The sequence below is a fragment of the Pseudomonas sp. 5Vm1k genome, assembly GCF_056161485.1.
This window is the reverse complement of sequence record NZ_JBSPCZ010000009.1, coordinates 47,733-68,968: the sequence shown is the minus strand read 5'-3', so window position 1 is coordinate 68,968 and position 21,236 is coordinate 47,733. Positions and strand designations below refer to the sequence as shown.

Genomic DNA, 21,236 nt, shown 5'->3' with positions numbered 1-21,236 from the left:
GCGCCCATGTGGTCCCTGAGCGCCTGGCGTCGCCGGCGCACTCTGGCCAGGCACCCGATTGCCGACGACCTGTGGCAACGGGTGCGCCATCACCTGAGCTTTCTTGACGGCATTAGCGCCGCTGAAGACCAGTGGCTGCGTGAAGCCAGCGTGCTGTTCCTGGAAGACAAACACCTGACCGCCCTGCCCGGCGTCGAACTCCACCAGGAGCAACGCCTGTTGCTCGCCGCCCAGGCGCAATTGCCGTTGCTGAACCTCGGTGACTTGAACTGGTATCAGGGTTTCCACGAAATCGTTCTCTACCCCGACGACTTCCTGAGCCCACAGCGCCATCGCGATGCCAGCGGCGTCGAACACGAATGGGACGGCGAACACAGCGGTGAAGCCTGGCAGCAAGGCCCGATCATCCTCGCCTGGCCCGGCGTCATGGCCAGCGGTGGCTGGGAAGGCTACAACCTGGTGATCCACGAACTGGCGCACAAACTCGACATGCTCAACGGCGACGCCAACGGCCTGCCGCCGCTGCATCCCGACATGCGCGTCAGCGACTGGGCCAAGGTCATGCAACACGCCTACGATGACCTCAACCGCCATCTGGACCGCAACCCCGACGCCGAAACCGCCATCGACCCCTACGCCGCCGAGAACCCGGCCGAATTCTTTGCGGTCACCAGTGAATACTTCTTCAGCGCCCCGGATTTGCTGCACGAGGCTTATCCACAGGTCTATGAGCAGTTGAAGCTGTTTTACCGGCAAGACCCGCTGGCCCGGCTGCGGCAACTTCAGGCGTCTAGCCCTGTCTATCAGGGACACGACTAAGGTCTACACGACCCAAGGCGCATGGCATCGGCGGAGGAATATGCCTATAATCGCCGCCACTTTTTGGTCAATCCGGCCAAGTGTTTTTGGTCAACTAACGGGGGCACCGCCCAATGAGCTACAGCAAGATTCCGGCTGGCAAAGACCTGCCGAACGACATCTACGTCGCGATCGAGATCCCGGCCAACCACGCGCCGATCAAATACGAAATCGACAAAGACAGCGATTGCCTGTTCGTTGACCGTTTCATGGCCACCCCGATGTTCTACCCGGCCAACTACGGTTTCATCCCGAACACCCTGGCTGACGACGGTGATCCCCTCGACGTGCTGGTTGTGACCCCTTACCCGGTTGCTCCAGGTTCGGTTATCCGTGCCCGCCCAATCGGCATTCTGCACATGACCGACGACGGCGGCGGCGATGCCAAAGTTATCGCAGTGCCACACGACAAGCTGTCCCAGCTGTACGTCGATGTGAAGGAATGCAGCGACCTGCCACAGTTGCTGATCCAGCAGATCGAGCACTTCTTCGCGAACTACAAAGACCTTGAAAAAGGCAAATGGGTGAAGATCGAAGGTTGGGGCGACTCAGAAGCCGCTCGCACCGAGATCATGAAGTCGGTAGCTGCTTACAAAGGCTGAGAAGCCGCGGTAAGCGTCTAGCTGCATGCGTTAAAAAGAACCCCGGTTAATCCGGGGTTTTTTGTGGGCGGTGATAAATACGCTGTTAAACGCTAGGTTTAATGATTTTGGCGTTCGGTGTTTTCCCGTTTAAATCCTACGAAAAACGTCTTACATCCGGTCTTAAAATTCCCGCGTAATTTGAACAGGTGGTTTATTCAAACCCCTATTCCACGCCAGTAGACTCGTGTTTATGAAAAAGAATACGAGCGGTCCACGATTCAAAGCACTCCTGGAAGAGGCGAAGATCACGACAACGGGATTCGCCGCTTTCTGGGACACCGAAGCACAGAACATCCACAACTGGTACACCCGAGGTGTGCCCGCCTACCGCATGGAAGAGGTGGCGAGAATACTGTCCGTCAACAGTCACTGGCTGAAAACCGGCGAAGGCTCGAAAGACGCCGCAGCCCTGCGGGTGGTCGATGAGTCTGGCAACACCTTCGACGCCCAGGCTATCCGCGGGATCTACACCGTCATCGAGCCTGTGGACGTCGAGTTGCCCGTCTACAAAGAAACGCCTATCGCCCGGGGTTCCTGTAAAACCCACGTCGTCGAAGACCCTGGTCAATTCATTCGCCTGCCTAAAAGCCACCTCGACTCTCTGGAAATCAACCATGCAGATGTGTTCTGCGTTCATATGGTCGGCAACGGCATGGGGGCCAGGATTGAGGATGGCTCCATACTCGCCATCGACCGTGGATTGACCAAGGTGGTTGATGGGGAAATCTACGCGATCGAACATGATGGAATGTTGCGAATCAAATACCTGCACCGTATGCCAGGCAACGCGTTGCGGTTGCGCAGCTACAACACAGCCGAGCATCCGGATGAAATCTTGCGAGCCGAGCACATCGAAGAACAGAACATCAAGGTATTGGGCTGGGTGTTTTGGTGGTCGACCCTGAACAAACGACGGCCGCCGGTACCGTTCCTGTAACACCGTGCCGCGACCTTCGCGAGCAAGCCCGCGCGGGCCTGCCCGTGAAAGCACTGGACCCTTCATCGTATTCATCGAATGGGCTACTCCATCCGAACATCCTGATAGCTCTAATCCGCATATCACGCTGGGAATTACATAAAAAAATCAGTATGCTGCGCCCCACATTTGCGCATCGACCCGCCCCGCGGCTCTGATCGCACTGACAAGGCAGATCACTTTCTCGCCAAGTCCCACAGCCGGACGCAAGATCCGGGTGTACGTTTTGAAGGCTGGCGCGGTTTACCAAAAATGAACCAAGCCAGTCCCCGAGAAGCCGGCCACAAGCCGGCTTTTTAATGCCTGAAATAATTCCGCCTCAGCCGAGAGCCCACCGGCTATTTCAGGGCTGGTCAGCGGACGCCCAGGTGACTTCGTCGAATGGTTACAGTCAACGAAAGCACCGTTGCGCGTCACCCTCAAAGCTCAAACCGTATCCGGCTTTCCCGACGCTGCGCCAGCGGCAAATCCTCTCCCCGCCTCACTGCCACCAGCAACTGCTCAACCCCCACATGAACAGCATCCGCCTGCACGTTGGCCGGTTTGAAATCCGCCGCGTTATCAAGGCCTTCTCTGTGCGCCTGTATGATTTTCACGTCCTGGCGAATGACGATGCGGGTGTACAGATGAATGAACGGGCGCAATGTTCGCAGCACCCACCGGGGTAGCCGGAAGCGGTAGGCGATGTAGGTATAGACGCGGGACTGGCGGGCATCTATCGGCGTGATTTGACTGATGATCAGAAAGGCCGAGCGGTCTCCCCACAGGTAGTCGCAGCGCGTTACGTTGGGCGCAAAAAAACGATCGGTGTGGACCAGTGGATCGCCGTCGGGATTGCTCAGCCAGTTCAAGAGCCCGATCTTGTCGCCGTCATCGTGGTAGGTCACTTCGATGCTCTGCGGCTTGCAGGCGAGCGTCGCTTCCATCGTGCGACCGGTGCCGGACCTGAAGATGCCTTCGTGCACAAAGACGGTGTGCGGCACGTCCATGAAATTTTGTACCAGGCTGCCGACGTCTGCCTCGAAGGTATTGATCATGAAATACGACTGCCAGCCTTTTTCGCCGTAGGCAGGTAGCCTGAACACCGGCCTGGCCTGCGGGTCACCGCTGCCGGTGTACACCCAGATCAATCCGTCCAGTTCTTGCACCGCAAAGTGGCGCTGTTTGTATCGATGCTCTCGCGATGTCGACGAGCACTGTTTATCGCCGACGCTGGGGATGTGCACCACTTGCCCCTGAGCGTCATAGCGCCAGCCATGATAGGGACAGACGAGGCAATCTTCGGCGATCTTGCCTGCCGACAATCGCGTGCCTCGGTGCAAGCATTGGTCGAGCAGTGCCGCCACCTGGCCGTCACGCTGACGAAAGAGCACAAGGTTCAGACCGAGAATTTTTGCCCTGTACGGCTTGCCCTTGAGCAATTCCGTGGAGGAGCAAGCCACATACCATTGTTCGAAGGTGCCGTCGCTAGCCACCTCGACGGTGCTGATTAAAGGTGCTGACATTGGGTTTCCGTCAGGGCAAGAATGGCGTCGGCTGTCTCAAGCCGATTGATAAGTGGGCGCGGTTTGACATCCCCTGCGCGGATACCGCTTAACTCCGCCGCTTGTTGCAGGACCTGAGCGAGCAGATCAGCGCCACCTTTGAGCAATCGAACCCGCAGTGGCGCCAGTTGCCCCAGGCTGCGAGCCTGGGCGTAATGAAAGGAGCCCGACAGTGCAGACTCGACAGCCAGCGCCAGTGCGTGTGGATCGATGTCTTCACAGGTGGCAACCAACGCCAGGTAGTAAGGTGGCGTGGCCGAGGCATTGGGGATCAGGCACGCGGCCCCCTTCGCGGTAATGCAGCGGTCAAATATGCCCTGGACGATTTGCTCATCGAGCTTTTCACCGACCAGATCACTGGTCACTGTGGCGCGCCCCACGAACGCTACACGCGGAGTACGCCCAAGCATGCCGACGACTCGGACCCGATCACCCAACGCGTAGCGATACAAGCCGCCACCAGTGGTCAGCAGGACTTGCGCGGTTTCGCCCATGCGTAATGCGTGCGCATTGCGTACGGAGCCGTCTTCGCAGAGAAACTCAAGATAATGGCTGCCAATCGCCAGTGGGCACCCGGCCTCGTCACCAAATGGCACGCTGACAACGCCTTCAGTGGCAAACAGACCTTTGGGTAGCCATTGTGTTTGCGGAAAACGCTCCGCCAATTGTTTGAAGTAGTTGCGACTGGGGCCGTCCATCCAGCAACTGACGGCGGTCAGTCGCGGCCATAGTTCGGTGCACGTCCCCTGGGATCGCGCTCGGCGCATGACGGACTTGCGCGAGGCGGGAAGCGCCTCTTCCAGCCAGGCAAATGTCTGTGCATGTTCAGGTGTATCGCCGTCAAACAACGGCTGCAGCAGACTGGTCAGGAACGTCGGGCTCCACACACTGATAAAGCTCAAATCAGCATCGGCCAGCAAAGCCAGCAGGGTCTGTCGGCGCCACTGCGAAGGATCGTCGGCGAACCCTGGAATCAGCAAAGTCCCCGCCAGGCTGGCGATGTTACTGCCGCTCAAATACTCCAGATCACTGGCCGAGCCGATGGAAACTCCATTAGGGCCGGCTACCGGCGCTTGCAGCGGCGGAGACATCGACCAGTAGCCTGATCCATGACTGATTTCTGGTACTTGGCGATACATGTCGGCGAGCCAGACGTTTAACGCGCTGTGCATTTCGCCCAGGAAGGCGCGCGTATAGGGGATCGCTTTGTGCAGTGCACTGTTGCCGCTGGTGCGCTCGAAAAACACTGGAGGGACGGACGTCAAAATCGCTTCCGACTCCTGTTGCGCACGCTCGATCCAGGGATGCAGTTGCGCATAAGAGTGGATCGGTACGTTGTCGCGAAACTGCGTTGAATCATCGATATGGGCAAAGTCGTGGGCACGCCCGAACGCACAGTCACGATTGGCCTTCAGCAATCGTTGCAATACACGTTCTTGCGCCAACTCCGGCTGTTCGAGTTGCTCTCGCCAGTGATCAAGAGTGGGCTGGGCACTTTCTATAAAGGTCTGCCACAGGGCGCGTTTTGCGCCGTTGTTGGCGCTCATCAAAAGTAGGTCTTGTCGAGTTGGGTCAAATCGTCAGGCAACCGTTGGGGCGGCAGGAAAACCTGCAGCCAGCCAAACCACAATGGCCGCGTTTCCTTGAGGTTCGACGCCCTATGCATCTGCTGCCAATGCAGCCCTGATTGTCGATGATGGGTGAGGTTGTAGTTGAAGTTCAAAAATGCCCAGCGTACGAGGCGCGGCGCCCTCATGTTATAGGCGCCCTCGACCACATCCAGCGGCGTGCGCATGTGGTACACCCACTGCAGCGACGACCAGGAAAATGCAAAGGCTATGTAGGCAATAAGCACGACATGCCAGGTCCAACCCAACAATAGCCCGACCGATAACCACGCCGCGATACTGGCAATCACTTCCAGGCGGATACGCCTGAAGTCGCTGCTGGAAAAATCCTTGAAGGCTGCGGCATAGGTATTGACCTCGGCGGTTTGCGACCATTTGTCAGTGATCCGCGCCGGCAGCAATGGCAACAAAAGACTGCCGATGAACGCCGCGAACCAAATACCTCCGAGCACCGCAAAGTAGTACTCGATCCGTTTGCGCAGCAGCGACTCATCCGCGACCGCGAAATCCGCCAGCTCGGCGCGTGTGCGATTTCGGGTGTGGTGGCCCAGATGGTTGATATGGATCAGCGTGGCCGAGGCACCAAACAGGGTGGAAGCCCACCACATGATGAAGTAGTTCAGCGACTTTTTGCTGTGCGCCAAGCCATGAAAGGACTCGTGCATCATCGAGAAGACACCTTGCATGACCAGGCAAAACGGGATCAGGACAAGCCACTTGAGCCAACCCGCGTCGGTGTATGACAGCCAGGTCAGCGTCGCCCCCCACACCAGGGTCTGCAGCGCCAGAACACTCAGATTTGCCACGTCGAAACGACCGGTTTGCAAAATGTCACTGGAACTAAGCATAAGGGACCCTGTGGAAATGTCGTATGTAACGAGTATACCGCCCTGTCCTTCTCACTCACGACAACTTGCCTGATCGATGGGGTAACGACGAAGCGCTAGCAACTTGGGCATTACTACTAGTTGGCGTCCTCAAGAAAAAGTTGAATGCACTTTTCAGCAAAAACACTTGATGGAAACCGGGTTTCCGGCGCTATCTTTTGAAGATGCCTTGTCTGATTAACCTCGACTATCCATTCACACGAGCCGTGACAAAAGAGATAGCCTGTAGTTTTTCAGGGTAGCTCCGGTCGATATGTCGTATCTCAAACACCTTTTCTCCAGGTGCCGGCCTGCACAATCATCTTGCGCAAAAATCCCCCATCGCAACGTTCGCTTTGCACTTGATGAGCATATTCCCCGTTACTGGTATAGAGACTGGCCTCACGTAACGCGTTTTTTTGATGGGCTGTCGATTATGTTTCCACTCGGCGAAAAACTGTTCATTGATAGCGTTGTGCACTTTCGTGCCGAGATCGAAACGGATGTCACGCTTTCCAGAGCTGTTGAAGAGTTTGTTTATCAGGAGGCGTCGCATATTCGTGAGCATCGGTTGTACAACCGGCTACTCGCGGCACAAGGTGCGCCGATTGATGAACTGGAGAAACTACTATTGCGTAGACAGGAAGTCGGTAATCGATTTACGCCTGCTACTCGTCTGGCCATGACCGCCAGCCTTGAGCATTTCACCGCCATCCTCTCCGATCAGTTGCTGCGTCATCCCGCTGTGCTGGAGGGTGCCGACCCGAGAATGGCCATGTTATGGCGCTGGCACGCCATAGAAGAAACCGAGCACAAAGCCGTCGCCTTCGACGTACTGTGCTCGGTGGTGCGTAATCCGGTTTGGCGATACCTGATGCGCTGCGGGGTCATGCTGACAATGACTGCGTACTTTGCCATCGACGTCATGTATTTCATTTACCGACTTGCCGGGAATGACGGGCAACGCCGTAATTGGCGAGGGTGGATGCGCTTGCAATGGTGGTTATTTGTAAACCCTGGTCCGCTGACACGCGCCTTTCCGAGGTGGCTGTTCTGGTTCGTTCCGGGGTTTCACCCCAACCATCTCGACAACAGTGAAGCCCTGGAAGCGGCGCGCCAGACACTGGATGAATACGTTGGGCCCATTCCATGAGGCAACCCTTGTCGATGACAAAGCCCTGGACGCCGGAGGGCTTCGACGATTGGCCCGTTCATTTTCCAGCCACGCAATTCGCGCGGCCTGCTGCACAACAGGATTGGACAGAACAATTTATCTCGTGCTGGCACGAACCCATGCCATGCCTGCCCAGCAGTACATTGGTGGTGCTGGTCGCCGGACTGTTTTCCGAATGGTTGCCACGTTGTTTTCAAGATTGCGCCCTGACGTTACGGCGCACGGGCCATCAGGTTCTGCGCATGCCCGTAAACTCTTCGCGTGGGGTCATGGCGCAAGGCAGGCATATCAGCAAGGTGCTTTCTGCTGAACTCAAGCAAGGGCAGCGGTTTGTTGTGTTGGCGCACAGCAAGGGCGGGCTCGACGCACTTGCGGCACTGTCACAGGACATGGCCTTGAGCGATGCGTGTGATGGCGTAGCACTGGTGCAACCGCCGACAGGTCCGTCGACAGTAATGGATGAGGTGCTGGGTTGCAGCACTCGGCAACCTGTCCAGGGCTACTCGCTAGACCGCGTTCGTCGAGTGCTGGCGAAAACTCCCTGGATGGCCGATGGCACGCGGGATATCAGTAGCCTGCGCGACCCGCAGATCGTTCGAATACTCAATGATTTGCCCGTCGACTTACACTGCGCACACGTTGTCAGTTGGTCCGCCGCTCCCAGTTCGCGTTTCGACACCCATCATGCACGCCTCAATGCACGACGACCCGGTTGGGCTCATGACGGGCAGTTTTACCTCGAGCATCAACGCATCGAGGGCATGCCGCAGATCTGTCTGCCCCGGCTCGATCATGGTCAACCGGTGCTGGGCGGCGGTGGCTTTGACGCCACACGTTTCTGGCTGACGCTATTGGCTGTCGTGCACGTACGCGCTCAGACGAGATAGATTTCGAAGCCCGGGATGCGCTCGGCGTCCTGCGCCGTCAACGCCTCGGCATTCCCCACACAGGGCGCCGTGTACAGGTCCATTGGAATGGACACGGCGCGATAGCGCGTCATGGCCATCCAGAGCGGGTCACGGTCATACAGACACAATTGCATCAACGCGTACTGACCGCGAACGCGCATCCACGCCGCATCCAGCAGTGCCGCAAAGATCTGCGGGTCGCGCTGTCGTACGTGCAAGTGGGTCAGGTAAACGTCGCGCAATGCCTCGCCGGGCGCAGCAATGGCAGGGCGCCCCAACAGCGGCGCACAGGTGTTGAACGCGAGGCGAAGGGCCTGGTGCGCCAAGGGCAATGTTTCAAGCACCACCCGTTTGATCCGCCCGGCATCCCAAGGCGCGACACAGCCCAGCAGATTGTCTTGGGCGTCCAGTGCCAGCAGAAATGACGAGAGGCCGAAGTCCGGCCAGGTGTCCAGGCGCCGTGCAAACTGCGCTTCACTGAAAACGCTGCCGAAGGGCTGACCTGCCGATTCGCGGTCGAGAAACGCGCGCAGCGCATCAGCGTGGCGCGGCTGCGCTTGTACGATACGCACGTTGTCCAGCGCTCGCGGAGTGCTTCGCCACCCGCGCTGGGCATACACGGCTACGTTGCTGTAGCCCCGCCAGTGCGCAAGCTTGAGCGGATTGGCGCGCCGTCCGCCCAGCAGCGACTGCGTGGCGAGACGGTTGTCGCGAATGACACAGCAATAGGCGTGCTGGACACCCGTTTCATCGGCCAGCGCTTCGAGCCGGACTTTGACCTCGGCCATCCACGACACCGACAGACGCCTATCAGGTACCAGCCGCAAATCCCCCAAATAGGCCACGGGCTGAATGTCACCCTGAAGATAACCCTCGCGCACCACCAGGCTGGCAATGCCCTTCAGATCACCGACGTCATTCTCGGCGAGCCAGGTGCGATGGTCCAAGGCATGACAATGGTGCAGCGCAAAATAGTCAGGCCCGCGATCAAAACGCATTGGCAAGCCGCCCTGCATCGCCCGCTGCGCCTGAAAGTCGAGCAATTGCCGATTGTCCGCAGCGCTGGCCTGGCGGATCAGCATGGTTGCGCGGCGGCAAACAGACGCAGCGCCATCGGCCGCAGGTTGTCGGGGTGCAATTCACACAGACAGACCAGCTCATCGCCCGACGCGTAATGAGGATTCTTCTGCAGAAAATATGCGACGTTTTCCAGGCGCAGGTGAGGGGCAGGGACTTGTGCCAGTTCCGTCGTCAACCGACCTTGAGGCACTTTGAAAGACAGCACGCCCGTTGCCGGATCATAGGCCTCGCCGAAACGATCCACTGCAAGATGATCCGCCAACGCCTGCACCGCAGGATCCGTCATCACGCTGGCGCGGGGGGCGTAATTCAACGCCATGGCGCCCAGATAACGGTAGGTGCGGTGACCCTTGCAGATCAGCAACCAGTACAAAGGCACGTCCGGCTGCTCCTGCCAGATCTCACCGGCTAGGCGCATCCACGCGAATGCCAGTTGCTGGCTGCCCCAGTGTTCGCGGTCAATGATGGTGTCGCCGGAAAAAATCACCCTGATCGGTTGGCCTGACCACGTGCGCTCATACCGTTTGAGGGTGGTGAAACCGACGATGGTTTCATCTGCGCAACGCAATACGATGCAGTGCGTCTTGTCCTGCAAATCCTGATCGAATCGCGGGCGGGAGGTATCGCAGTAGGATGCGGAATAAATCTCGAACATCCGATCGATTTCATGTGGATGCAGATCGCAGCATTCAACGGACGTTGCGCTCAAACACATGGAGATCCTCGGCATCGCAAGTAAGATGTTTGGAGTTTGGCGAGTTGAAAGGGTCAATGCAACGTAGACGTCCTTTCGTCGCTGCCATTTCAGACGGTGCAAACCTTGAATAACCGAGCAGAAATCGCCGTTCATGGCGGTATGGAAAATTGAGTTTGTTCTGACCCATCAGGCGCCTTATTCATGTCATCCACGTTTGTCAGTCATCACCTTGATACCTCGATCGTGACGCGGCCCTTCAGTTGGCTGGTGATCTACACCGTCGTGACGGGCGCACTGTACTTTCTCGTCACGCACTTCCCGATGGGCGCGGTACGGGTGATTCAACCGACGTGGTTTGATGCGCACATTGCTCGACTGCCTTACACCTTGCCGCTGTACCTGAGCTACGTACTGATCATGCCGGCGCTGGTGCTGCTGGGGCGACGCCGCGAATGGCTGTTGCCGGCCTTTTTTGCGGCGGCCGTGGCTTCCGGAACCTGCCTGCTGAGTCACTTGTTCTGGCCGACCATGATCGAGCGTGCGGACAGCACGTCGCAGTGGCTCAATTGGTTCTACCGGATCGACTCACCGTTGGCCGCCTCGCCCAGCGGGCATATCGCATTGCCGGTGGCCATCAGCGTTGTCCTCGGTTATCTACGCGTTCGTGCGGCATGGCTCTTCAGTCTGTGGAGCGTGGTGCTGGGGATTACCGTGTTGACGACTGGTCAGCACGTGTTACTCGACGTGGTGTATGGCGCTGCGATTGGCGGGGTGGCGGGCCTGATCACCGTCATGTTGAAGCGGCTGAAGGTGGATCTGCGCACCATGGCAGCGATCCTGCTGGAATGGCTGTGCATTGTCGTGACGTTGCGCATCGCGCTATACGTGGGGGACTGGCGACTGTATGGCGTGGCCTTCGTGGTGATTGCCGCGCGCCAACATGCGCTGTTTATTCTGTACCACGACGCGACGCACTATCACCTGACCCGTCATCGCACGCTAAACGACTTTCTGATCAACCTGGCGATCGGGGTGCCAGGAATGGTCCCGGTGGAATTCTATCGGCCCCTGCACCTCGAACATCATCAACAGACCGGAACCGCGAACGACCCGGAGCGGCGTTTTCTGTATCACCGGCAGCCTTGGGATTTCCGCCCGCTGAGCGGGAAGTTGTTGCTGCGGCAATTGCTCGGGGATCTGTTCTTGATCAACACGCTGCGCAACCTGCGCGCCTACAAGGCGGCGGGCGGAGCATCACCGAAGATGACCCGGCCGGCATTGGCTGCCGGTGTGATCTGGCTGGTCCTTTTATCGTTCATCGCTTGGCAAACGTCCGCCCAGACGCTCTTGCTGATGGTGTTTTTCTGGTTTGTGCCACTGGCCACACTAGGCACCCTGCTGCAGAAAATCCGCAGCATCGCCGAGCACAGTGGCGGACCTGACGTCACCCCCGGTTGGCGGGAATGGACATATGCCTGGAAAGTCGGGTGCGCAGGGCGGTTTTTCATTTGGCCTTATCACATCAATCTGCACCTGCATCATCACCACAGTGCCAACCATCCCTGGCATGTTCTCCCGCGTCTGGTGACGGCGGATGACGCGTTGCTGGACTCACGGACGTTGCCCTCGCTGCTCTGGTCGGGGATGAAGAAGAACCGTTGATCCAGCCTGTTTCCCGGGCAGCACCGCTGGCGCAAAGAACGCCCCACGTTTTTTAACTTGCAGCCTCACCCTTGGGATTGCTGGCAATCAGGCTGGCGCCGCATGCGGTTTTCATCCCGTGAAGCGCCACCGCGATGCCGCCGACATCCAGCAGAGCGCTGCCCTGCGTAATAGGGAAAACACCTTTGCACAGCGGGCAAACCACCTTATGGCCAACACCGGACATGGGTTTGCCGTTCAGGTCAGTCTGGTTGAAAGCTTCAAGAACGGTTCCACCGTGACTGGTGGAGTCGCCGAGTCGAATGATGTCCATATCTGATCCTTTTCGTGTTACTGACAGACATTCATTTCTCAGCGGCATATGCTTACTGAGGAATGAGTATTTCAGATATAAAAAGCGCAGTTCCAGAGGGCCAAGTGGCACCCTGGAACAGCCAAACACACATGTCTGCGGAGTTTTTACAGTTCATCCACCCAGTTACTGTTCGGCTTCAAGTCGGCCAGGAACTCTTCCAGTGTGTGATCCTGCTGCACGACCGACACTTTGGGTGCCAAAGGAGCTGGAGGTGCGGGAGGCGCCTCCTCAGTGCTGGCAGTTTGCGGCATCAACGTGACACCGAAATGATCATTGCCAGCAGGCTTCTTGCCAGGCGTTGGTGAGGTCACGGTAATGATCGTTGCCTGGTCCTGGCGGCGCATCGGCATGACCACGCTGGTGTCGGCATTCAGGTAACTGGCCATGGTTGCCAACACAATTCCGACAAAGGGCGAGGCCGCGCCGGTATCGCCGAGACGCTGGGTGAGGTCGTAGCTTTCCCGCGACTCCAGCAAGTCGAGCGGGCTGTTGGCCGCTCTTAGGGCCGGTAACAGTTCGGCCAGCGGCGTGGTGTTCAGGCCGCCATCGAAGAACACTCGGGACGGTTTCGGAGAGAGCCCGTCCGTGGCGTTTTTCCAGCCTTCGGCCAGTTTGACAGTCAAGGCCTCGCGCTTCAGGCGCTCGCCAGTATCCGGTCGTCGCAGTGAGACCGTCACCGGCCGGTGCAACTTGGCCAGCACCGGCAGCGCATCCCACTGCTCGAAAGCACGTTGGGTCCAGGGTTGAGGAATGAACTCCGACGGCTGGAACTCCACCGCAGGTTTGCGCCAGCCCCAACCGGTGAACGCGGGATCGATCTGGTTCTCGTTGACCTTCGCGAACTGGGCGTAGTAACGCAGCCATTCAACGCGTTCGGGGCGGCCGACGACCATGGCGACCATGGCGTCAGTCAACTTATCGGGCTGACGCGGCCCGGCGACAGCACCAAGAGACTTCAACGAAACATCTTTGCTAGATAAAGCACCAGCCATGCTGATGCCTTCTACGTTGTAAATCAATACAGCGGGAAGGTCGGGATTACGTTCGAACAGCTGGAACAGGTTCTCTACCAAGTCTTCGGGCGTGTCATTACAGACAATGCCATCTTGTAGGTTGAGAATGCGGTGCCAATGTAAGCCCGCGTCTGTACGGTAACTGTTCACCATACTGGTAAGCATTTCTCGGGTTCTTTCAGGCGAGAAACGCAGGTTCGGTGTAGTGGGGTTCCAGCCACGAACTACGGTGATGGTGGGAATGGGCCATTTTTCCATGAAGTCTCGTAGTCCCAACTCCAAAGCATCAGCCTTTCGCTTGTCATAAGCCATATCCTTGTCGTCGGCAGTCTGAGGATATTTCTTCAGGTCCGTAGGCAAAACGCTTCCAACGTGTAGAGCCTCTGGCTGTTTTGTACTCTGCTCTTGCAATGCTTGCCAGACCTGCCCTTGTCGGAATACATCTAGGCTCAGTCCGATGCTCAGCACATCCAAGGTTTCCAGGCGAGGCGACGTGGCAGGGGCGCGGAAACGAGTATCAGCAGACATGTTGGCGGCCTCCTTGGCCGAGGTATGGGTAGTCACGGGCGTGGCCGGGCTGGCAAAGCAACGGGTAGTCATCAGTGAGTTTTCGACCGCCTGAACCAGAGGGCTGGTCAGCAACAGGCCGGAAATGGACAAATACGCAAGGAGCTGACGCATCAAATGGGCCCGCCAAAACGAATGGACTTGCCTAGCTTGCTCCCGCCCCATGTCTGTGTGGCAATCAGGGAGGGCAAGTTGGCAGTGCCCACGATGGCCGGCAGTGTACCGCTCGTGCGATACGTCACTGTGGAATCGATCAAATTGCGATTTTGTTTTTCTTCCGAGTCATAAAGTTGCTCCACAGCCTCGTCAGGGACGTCTGATTCAGATGCAGCTTGAGCGAATAATCCGCTATCAGTCTTTTTCCAATTCAATCGCCAGTCCGCCACACGGCAGAGATAGGCGTAGAAGGTCGCATCATCGACACTTTCGCCCGCACCAATGGCCACATCATAAGCCAGCACCCTCCGGCTGTGCTCCGGGTTGTTCGGAATGGCGGAGTGGAAAGACTGAGCCTCTTGATACTCGCGTTGTAGGCGCAGGCGTGCCTCGTAGGGTGTCTCTCCGCGTGTGATCAGGACCATGCCATTACCTTGTGCTCGAACCACAAACACATGGGAGGTCTTCTGGGATGCGTCTTTGTCTTCGTTGCGCGCCTGTTTCACACTGTCTGTATCACGCCCATATTTGAAAGCTATCTTCTCGTCCATGGTTTCCTGGCGAGCATTTTTCGCCTCCTTGGGACGCCAGCCGTTATTACTCACGCCGATGGAGGCGTCGATAGGGTCCAGTTTGTCCTTGATCTGGTAAACCCCACTCTTTGAATCCTCCCCCGGCGCTGTAATGGAGCCATCAGCGCTAAAGTCCGCCTCAGTCGGCACTGGCAACAGGGAGGCTGTCAGCATAACGCTAGCACCCTGTGGTAAAGAGGCGCGGCTGCTATGATCCATTAGCCCGAAACCGGTGTCTTCCCAGGTTTCCTCCCCCTCAAGAAGCAAAGGATAGGCATAAGGAGGGACATGTAAGCCGATTTTTTCCTTCTCGCCACCGCGTTTACGCACAGTGAATATGCGCTGATGGAAAAGATGCGGAAGTACCTTGCGTGCAGGTACGCCTTCGATCTCGTCCCCAATACCCTGCCAACCGATACCCTGGACGTTGCCAAGGCCCACGGTCTGGTCCTGGGGAGTGAAATAAAGATAGGTGCAGCCGCGATTGTCTCGCTCGTCGAACGAGATTTTCTCTCCGCCGATGTTGGCTTGAGACGACGAGCTACCGGTCCAACCCAGCCCACCAATGGCGCCATAACCCTGGCAGTTTTTGAGCGTGACGCTCGACAGCGCCGGATTGGAGTTCGGGTTGCCAGAGATGAATTGCAATATGCCGTTGAGGGTGGCAATACGCGCTCCTGTCGTCTGTTGCCCCAGCCATTTCTGGGCCTTTTCGTTGTTCGGCTGGTACAAACTATAAGGTGAGTTGATCATGACGACCCCGTCAACCGGACGTTCACCTTCATCCTTGAGGAAAGCATGGGCCAGCAGGGTGAGCAGCGTGCCCTGACTGTGACCTACCACGTTGACCGTATCGTTCGGATAACGCTTGCGAATAATTTTGATCAACATCGCCAGGCGCAGGGCGGCCAGTACCATATAGCGACGGTTAGTGGCTGAGTACAGCGGGTGGGTCAGGTTGCCACCAATAAAATTGAGGGGAAGGATGCCGAACGGATAGCCGTTGAAACCCTCGCCCCACATGTCAGGCAAGTTGGTGGTGGCATTGGCGAACTGACCGCCTTCCTTGGTGCCGGTCTTATCCAGACGGTTGCCGTTTCGGTCTTCCCACTGTCCATGAGCTTTGGTTTTATTGATCTTCTCCTCTTCCTCCCGAAACCCCCAATAAAATGGAATAACCACACTGCGCGGTTGGCAGCCGTTGCTGGATGCACCGAAGTTGCGCCGGTAGTACACGGCGTCAGGGTTTGTTGCCTTGCCGTCATCGTCAGCGGGCAGGCTGTACGTGGCCGGCATCAGAAAGCCCGGATTGTTCGCGCCGTTGGGCAGAGTGCGTGGCATATCCAGGCGCTCGTTCAATCCCTGGCACAGGCCACGCTCGACGCGTTCGTAGCAACCGGCCATGTCGTTGACGCCATGTACGACGATAGTCACGCAGGGCTTGGGTGGCGGCGGGATGAGGTGTACGTCGCCACCGCTGGGCATGGTGATCGATTGGGCGGAACAGATTTTTTTCGTCTGGACGGTGTCATTCATCGTGCATTTCCTCCTTGAAGTGTTACCCCGTTGGTCTCGACGCGTGGGGTCGAGCGCCTGGCCGGGTTGGTGCCTGCTACCCGACGCAGGTCGGCTGGTGTCGTGATGAGCAGACGTAGTGAGTCTAGGCCCTTCATTTTGTTCCCCTAAGGTGATGACCCTTGCACGCGGTAAGCGTCATGACGGATTCGCTCGCTGAGGCCTATTGGCGCTGCGCCTCAAATACGAAGGGGTCCCCCTGATTCGGGAAGTGCAACAGGTACTGCGCCACCGGGTTTTTAACATTGGGTACCCGGTAATCCACTTTCAACCCGGTCGGATTGTTTTCCAGCTCCGCCCCCAGGTAGGCGTTATCCGGATAGCTGAACTGATTGCCGGGCGCCTTGCGAATGGCCGAGCAAGAAGCGAACAGTGGCGGTAAGGCGTACAAATGCTGACCGTGTACCAGCAACACTTGGGTGTATCGATCACCGTAGCCACTGCTGACGTACTGCATCTCCAGGCACGTTGAGGTGCCTTGGCGCCAGGCCGTGGCGGTCGCAAGGTTTTCCGGGTCGATGGGGTCACCGACGGGCCACTGCGGCGAGGCGAAGTTGACCGCATCGCGCAGTGGCCAACGTTGTTTGCCAATCGTCAGGGCTTCGCCATCGAAGACAATCTCGGGCGTGCCTTTGGGCGGTTCGAGATTCAGCCCGTCGGGAGCGCTCCATTGCGCATCTTCAAAACGTTCAAACGCCGGGCGCATGGCGTTGACCCACAGGCAATGCCTTGGCGATTCCGAGCAGGGCATGGCGAGTTCGGTGCCGGGCCCTGCAAACAGGTTGTCGCCCAACGACTGATAGAAAGCACGGTAATCGGTGAACTGTACCGGAGCTGCCTGCGCTAGAAAGGGCAGGCCAGCACCGAGAAACAGGCTCAGACAACGGGTGACTTTTCTCATCGATGCCCCTTGGCGCCGGATGCCTTGATGTACTCCGGATTGGTGGTCCAGAAGATCGTTTTGCCGATGGCGGCAGTGGATTGGTATTTGTAGGTATAACGACCCCGCTCGCGGGTATTTACCATTGTGTTGGTCTTTTTGTTGAACTGCGTCCAATAGGTGATCTTCTCCGGCAACGTGACTTGCGCAACACCAAAGATGTTGTGCGAGGGGGAGCCGTAGTGGAACCCGGAAGAGTGTCGGGGGTTGGTCGACTTCTTGATATCGACACCATCCCACCAATACGCCCCGTTGGAGGGATCATTGCCACGCTGGGCGAGCGCGTCCCGTGCACTCTCTACCGCCGAGCGCATGTTCGGATCGGCATTGATGGCCGCTTCCGAAGCCGCCATCAATTGGTTGTAACGGACATTGTTGCCCTTCGTGGCGACGACGTAGCCGGCGCCGGCCTCCTTGAGCAGGCTGTCGACGTCGGCAAGCTCCCACGCGCGCATGCGGTTGGTCACCGTAAAGCAAATAGCGCGGACTTCCTGCGGGTTGTTGTCCGTCGAAGCTTCGCCGTATCCGATGGCCGCGAGCTTGCGCACCTGCGTTGTCAGGACTTCAGGCATTTTGTTTCTCCTTCACCGGCCACGATTCCAGTTCCAGCTCCATGTCGGAAGGGAATTCCGGCGTGCGCTCACCGGAACCCTCGGCCACGACTTCCCCGGCGGACAACACCTTGAAGTGGTGCGGTGCGGGTCCACCTTTGTCATCCTTGAATTCAAAGAACTGCACAATTTCCTCTGCCTCATCATCGGCACTGGCAACACTGGCAGCAGCCTCCGCACCGCCCGCCGTGGCACCCGCGGCTGCGGAGGATGGAGGCTTATGCATGGCCACGTTGGCAATGCTCATCGCATCCTTCTGCAACAACTGCGTGGCTCCCTGCGCATCGGTCACCCCCTCGACAACTTCGCCATTGGACAGGGTGATTTTGTACGGCATGTTAGGCATCGCCGATTTTCCATCGATCTGCTTGAGCATGAACCGTCGCTGGGTATCGCCGACCTTGAACTTGGGCAGTTCCGCTTCCAGGCTGGTCGCGCCGAGCAGGCTGTGTTTTGCCGCTTTGACGATCAGGTTGCCAGGCATTCCCAATTCGATATTGCCGCCCTTGAGGGTGATGTAGGCCCCGCCACACATCAGGGTGATGTGCTCTTTGGCCGAAATCAGCACATGCTGGTTGCTCGCGCTGACTTCCACACTCTGATCCGCCTCCAGGCGGATGTTGTTTTTCTGCGCCTGCAACAGCATCGGGCCCTGATGGGTGATCTGGCGCATTTCGCCGCTGTGGGCAAACATCCCCAGGTCGGTACCGGCGTTGAGCACAAATTTCTGACCCGACGTCTGTTGCTGATTCTGCTGGGCAATGGTGTCGATGTGCTCACCCGCCGCCACCGTGATGCTCTTGGGCGACGCTGCGGCAATACCGGCTTCACCGCTCACGGCAATCGCCGGATTGCCACCGTTGCTCTTGCCGGACTCGTCGTTCGCGCCGTTGCCCAGGTCGCGAACCGCATCGCTGAGCGTCTTCTGCGGCGCCTTGTCATGGCCTACACCCTGGTTGTCCTGGGCGTAATCGCCCAAGTCCTTGGCCAGTTTCAACGCCGCTTCCAGTACCTGTACAACAGAGGCGCGATTGAGGTGACCGCCGCTGGCGTTCATTTGCTCCTCGGTACTCAGCAGCAGGCCTTTGGCTGCTCGCAACGCGCCGTGTTCATCGGTGCGCAACTCAAAACCTTCGCCGCGCGGTTCACCGCCGCTCGGCCGTGGATGCGTCAGGTAACCCAGATGCAATGCGGTGCTGCCGTGATCACTCATTAACGCGGCACTGATCTGCTTGGTGGTGTCGTCAATGCGCAGTTCGTTGGCCCTAGTGCCCTTGTATTCCTTGCTTTTGATGGTGCTGAGAATCTTGTGATTGGGCAGTTGGTAAGGCGGCATGTTCGTCGCCCGGTAGGTGCGGCCGGTGATGATCGGCTGATCGCAATCGCCGTCGAGGTAATCCACGATGACCTCCTGGCCAATGCGCGGGATCGCCATATGGCCCCAGTCCGCGCCCGCCCAGTTCTGCGCCACGCGCACCCAGCAGGAACTGAATTCGTTGTTCTTACCTTCCCTGTCCCATGGGAACTGGACCTTTACCCGGCCAAACTCATCCGTGTAAATCTCTTCCCCGTCCGGCCCGGTCACCGTCGCAATCTGTGGTCCGTCAACAATCGGTTTGGGGCGTGGCGGGGTACGCCATTCGGTTTCTTCGGAAACGATCTCGGCGACAAAGTCATAACTCACGCCGACATCGGCACCGGCGGACTCTTCTTCCTGACTGGCGTGCTGGATGCCCTTGTGAGTGATCCTCAGCGGGCGCCACCAGCGATTGAAATCTTCCCGGGGGTGGCCGGTGAGCTGGAAAGAGAAGCCCGGGATCAGGCGCGGATCGTCGCCTTCGACAACGGCGATTCGAGCGTCGCCACGGTGCCCCAGCAAGCGATTCTGGGTGAAGGGTTTACCGGCGGCGGTGGCCTTGTAGCGGCCCGGATAGTCGTAGCGTTCGTAGTTAGGCGTCTGATGTTGCAAGTCATCGCCGGCGAAGTTCTGCTGCTGGTCGAAGGTCGGGCGCTTGAAGGTGTAATCGCGTTGCGCCTGCTCGGCCGTGCGAACGTTCTCGGTGTAACTGAACGCATAGAGCACGGGTTGCGTGGCATCCGCTGCCGGTTCAGTGGTGTAGAGCACCGGAGCGCCTTGAATACGCTCCTGCACATAGAGTTTGTCGCCCTGGATCAGCGTGTGAGTGCTTTCGTTGCATTTGAAGAAATAGAACAAGCCTTCTTCGCTGGACAGCCGATCGAACAGGTACAAGTCAGTGTCGCCGACCTGCGTACAGTATTCGCGCGGCAAATGTTCGCTGTTGATGTGTTGCTGATAGTCGAGGATGCCGTGCTCGCTCAACACGGACTTGATGATGTCCGGCACGTTTTTCTGCTGAAAAATACGCCAGTTGGAACTCAAGGCCAGTCGGGCGAGTTGCGGTTCGACCACCGCCCGATAACGTGTCCGGCGGAAGCCGGTTTTACGTTGAGTGAAACTGGACACCAACCCGTGGACATGACGCACAGCCGTGCCGCCTTGCCAGATCGTGAGCAATGAGGGCTGATCGAGCACCTTGCCGAAATCAATGTTCGGGTTGCGGCTGGCCAACTCGATCGTGAGTCGAAAAGGCTCACAGAGGGCCTCCTCCAGCGTGAACTCTACGACCTCGAACTCCATCTGCCCTGACAACACGGAAAACGTGAACTTCAAATCCCTTTGACGCATTTAACTGTTCCTTGGTCAGGTGAGAAAGAGAGTCCGCACATCAACTCTGCAGGGCATAAATCGCATCGACCAGCAGAGCTGGCCGATGCGTGAAGCGGTCAGCCGCAATTAAGCGACTGGTTGACGCCAGTCATCGGAACCCGAAGTACCGGAGACTTCGTGGGTCCAGGTGATTTTGCGGTAGGTGAACTGCACTTCTTCCAGGTGCGTGAAGTGCGAGTTCGACGGGTCCTGGCAGTTGTGCATTTTGTTGTTGATGGCGACGATGATCGCGTCTTCCAGTTTGGTGGTGTAGTAGTGCTCTTGGGTCCCTTGGGCCGAAGTGCGGTACCACTGGATAACGATTTCGCTCATGCGCTCGCCGGAAGTCAGAGCAGCTTGCAGCAGTGGCGAAGCCTTGTCGTAGACCTTGGTGATCACAACTGGCTTGTGCACGCGCTGACCGGTCGGTTGGCCGGATTGCGGGTCACGCGGGATGATCACGTCGTGGCTGAAAGCCTGAACCATAACCTGGTCTTCGTGACCTTCTTGATAGGTGTTGCCAACCGAGTCGGCGGTGAAGGCGCCGGCAGTGATCAGACCTTGTTTTTCGCCAGTGACGGACATGTACGCTGGTGTAGCCATGGATGTGCTCCTTGCTAAAAGTTAGGGTGCCCGGGAGGCGGTATCGCCCGGTGGGTACCTGACTGTTATCAAGGTTCGA

General features: G+C 57.9%; 18 protein-coding genes. 6 read left to right on the top strand and 12 right to left on the bottom strand.

Translation table 11 applies throughout. The annotated features are described in order from the left end of the window. The first annotated feature begins 6 nt into the window (after positions 1–6). The 3 genes from ACWIKB_RS18690 to ACWIKB_RS18680 all read left to right on the top strand — a co-directional run bounded on the left by ACWIKB_RS18690 (position 7) and on the right by ACWIKB_RS18680 (position 2,439). Positions 7–819, top strand: coding sequence for a M90 family metallopeptidase (locus ACWIKB_RS18690; RefSeq protein WP_475268727.1), 813 nt, complete (start codon positions 7–9; stop codon positions 817–819). A gap of 113 nt (positions 820–932) precedes the next feature. Further along, positions 933–1,460 carry an inorganic diphosphatase gene (gene ppa, locus ACWIKB_RS18685; RefSeq protein WP_054052377.1) on the top strand — a complete coding sequence of 176 codons (528 nt, stop codon included), beginning with the start codon at positions 933–935 and terminating at the stop codon, positions 1,458–1,460. A gap of 232 nt (positions 1,461–1,692) precedes the next feature. Continuing rightward, positions 1,693–2,439, top strand: coding sequence for a S24 family peptidase (locus ACWIKB_RS18680; protein ID WP_475268725.1), 747 nt, complete (start codon positions 1,693–1,695; stop codon positions 2,437–2,439). A 458-nt stretch (positions 2,440–2,897) separates the two neighbouring features. Here the strand turns inward: ACWIKB_RS18680 and ACWIKB_RS18675 are convergent, their stop codons facing one another. Genes ACWIKB_RS18675 through ACWIKB_RS18665 form a run of 3 tightly spaced genes read right to left on the bottom strand, consistent with a single transcriptional unit; the run spans position 2,898 to position 6,498 of the window. Then, positions 2,898–3,983, bottom strand: a complete 1,086-nt coding sequence (locus ACWIKB_RS18675; protein WP_475268722.1) for a Rieske 2Fe-2S domain-containing protein — start codon at positions 3,981–3,983, stop codon at positions 2,898–2,900. Next, the gene (locus ACWIKB_RS18670) at positions 3,968–5,569 is read right to left on the bottom strand and encodes a GH3 family acyl-acid amido synthetase (protein ID WP_475268720.1); all 1,602 of its coding nucleotides are present in this window, start codon (positions 5,567–5,569) and stop codon (positions 3,968–3,970) included. The genes ACWIKB_RS18675 and ACWIKB_RS18670 overlap by 16 nt, the downstream gene beginning before the upstream one ends. Further along, positions 5,569–6,498: a fatty acid desaturase family protein gene (locus ACWIKB_RS18665; protein WP_475268718.1), complete on the bottom strand. Its 930-nt coding sequence runs from the start codon at positions 6,496–6,498 to the stop codon at positions 5,569–5,571. Before ACWIKB_RS18665 ends, ACWIKB_RS18670 begins: the two co-directional genes overlap by 1 nt. Before the next feature lie 292 nt (positions 6,499–6,790). Between ACWIKB_RS18665 and ACWIKB_RS18660 the strand changes: the two genes are divergently transcribed. Both ACWIKB_RS18660 and ACWIKB_RS18655 read left to right on the top strand, forming a co-directional pair. Further along, a complete protein-coding gene (locus tag ACWIKB_RS18660; RefSeq protein WP_475268716.1) occupies positions 6,791–7,669 on the top strand; it encodes a metal-dependent hydrolase in 879 nt (292 codons plus the stop codon). 14 nt (positions 7,670–7,683) lie between these two features. Continuing rightward, the gene (locus tag ACWIKB_RS18655) at positions 7,684–8,577 is read left to right on the top strand and encodes a lipase family protein (protein WP_475268939.1); all 894 of its coding nucleotides are present in this window, start codon (positions 7,684–7,686) and stop codon (positions 8,575–8,577) included. Here the strand turns inward: ACWIKB_RS18655 and ACWIKB_RS18650 are convergent. Then, complete coding sequence (locus ACWIKB_RS18650) at positions 8,565–9,680, bottom strand: hypothetical protein (protein WP_475268714.1); 1,116 nt, start codon at positions 9,678–9,680, stop codon at positions 8,565–8,567. The genes ACWIKB_RS18655 and ACWIKB_RS18650 overlap by 13 nt on opposite strands. Continuing rightward, complete coding sequence (locus ACWIKB_RS18645; RefSeq protein WP_475268938.1) at positions 9,674–10,333, bottom strand: hypothetical protein; 660 nt, start codon at positions 10,331–10,333, stop codon at positions 9,674–9,676. Before ACWIKB_RS18645 ends, ACWIKB_RS18650 begins: the two co-directional genes overlap by 7 nt. Before the next feature lie 243 nt (positions 10,334–10,576). Here ACWIKB_RS18645 and ACWIKB_RS18640 point away from each other — a divergent pair, with 243 nt between their 5' ends. Beyond that, complete coding sequence (locus tag ACWIKB_RS18640) at positions 10,577–12,037, top strand: fatty acid desaturase (RefSeq protein WP_475268712.1); 1,461 nt, start codon at positions 10,577–10,579, stop codon at positions 12,035–12,037. 52 nt (positions 12,038–12,089) lie between these two features. Here ACWIKB_RS18640 and ACWIKB_RS18635 read toward each other — a convergent pair whose 3' ends face one another. The 7 genes from ACWIKB_RS18635 to ACWIKB_RS18605 form a co-directional block, all read right to left on the bottom strand. After that, complete coding sequence (locus tag ACWIKB_RS18635) at positions 12,090–12,350, bottom strand: PAAR domain-containing protein (RefSeq protein WP_054048120.1); 261 nt, start codon at positions 12,348–12,350, stop codon at positions 12,090–12,092. A 146-nt stretch (positions 12,351–12,496) separates the two neighbouring features. Next, a complete protein-coding gene (locus ACWIKB_RS18630; protein ID WP_475268709.1) occupies positions 12,497–14,086 on the bottom strand; it encodes a type VI lipase adapter Tla3 domain-containing protein in 1,590 nt (529 codons plus the stop codon). After that, positions 14,086–16,236, bottom strand: coding sequence for a T6SS effector phospholipase Tle3 domain-containing protein (locus tag ACWIKB_RS18625; protein ID WP_475268707.1), 2,151 nt, complete (start codon positions 16,234–16,236; stop codon positions 14,086–14,088). Before ACWIKB_RS18625 ends, ACWIKB_RS18630 begins: the two co-directional genes overlap by 1 nt. A 202-nt stretch (positions 16,237–16,438) precedes the next feature. Further along, on the bottom strand, positions 16,439–17,176 hold the full coding sequence (locus ACWIKB_RS18620; RefSeq protein ID WP_475268705.1) for a hypothetical protein: 738 nt from the start codon (positions 17,174–17,176) through the stop codon (positions 16,439–16,441). Further along, on the bottom strand, positions 17,173–17,787 hold the full coding sequence (locus tag ACWIKB_RS18615; RefSeq protein ID WP_475268703.1) for a hypothetical protein: 615 nt from the start codon (positions 17,785–17,787) through the stop codon (positions 17,173–17,175). The genes ACWIKB_RS18620 and ACWIKB_RS18615 overlap by 4 nt, the downstream gene beginning before the upstream one ends. Then, a complete protein-coding gene (locus tag ACWIKB_RS18610) occupies positions 17,780–20,533 on the bottom strand; it encodes a type VI secretion system Vgr family protein (RefSeq protein WP_475268701.1) in 2,754 nt (917 codons plus the stop codon). Before ACWIKB_RS18610 ends, ACWIKB_RS18615 begins: the two co-directional genes overlap by 8 nt. Before the next feature lie 108 nt (positions 20,534–20,641). Then, on the bottom strand, positions 20,642–21,157 hold the full coding sequence (locus tag ACWIKB_RS18605; RefSeq protein ID WP_054051032.1) for an Hcp family type VI secretion system effector: 516 nt from the start codon (positions 21,155–21,157) through the stop codon (positions 20,642–20,644). Positions 21,158–21,236: the final 79 nt, after the last annotated feature.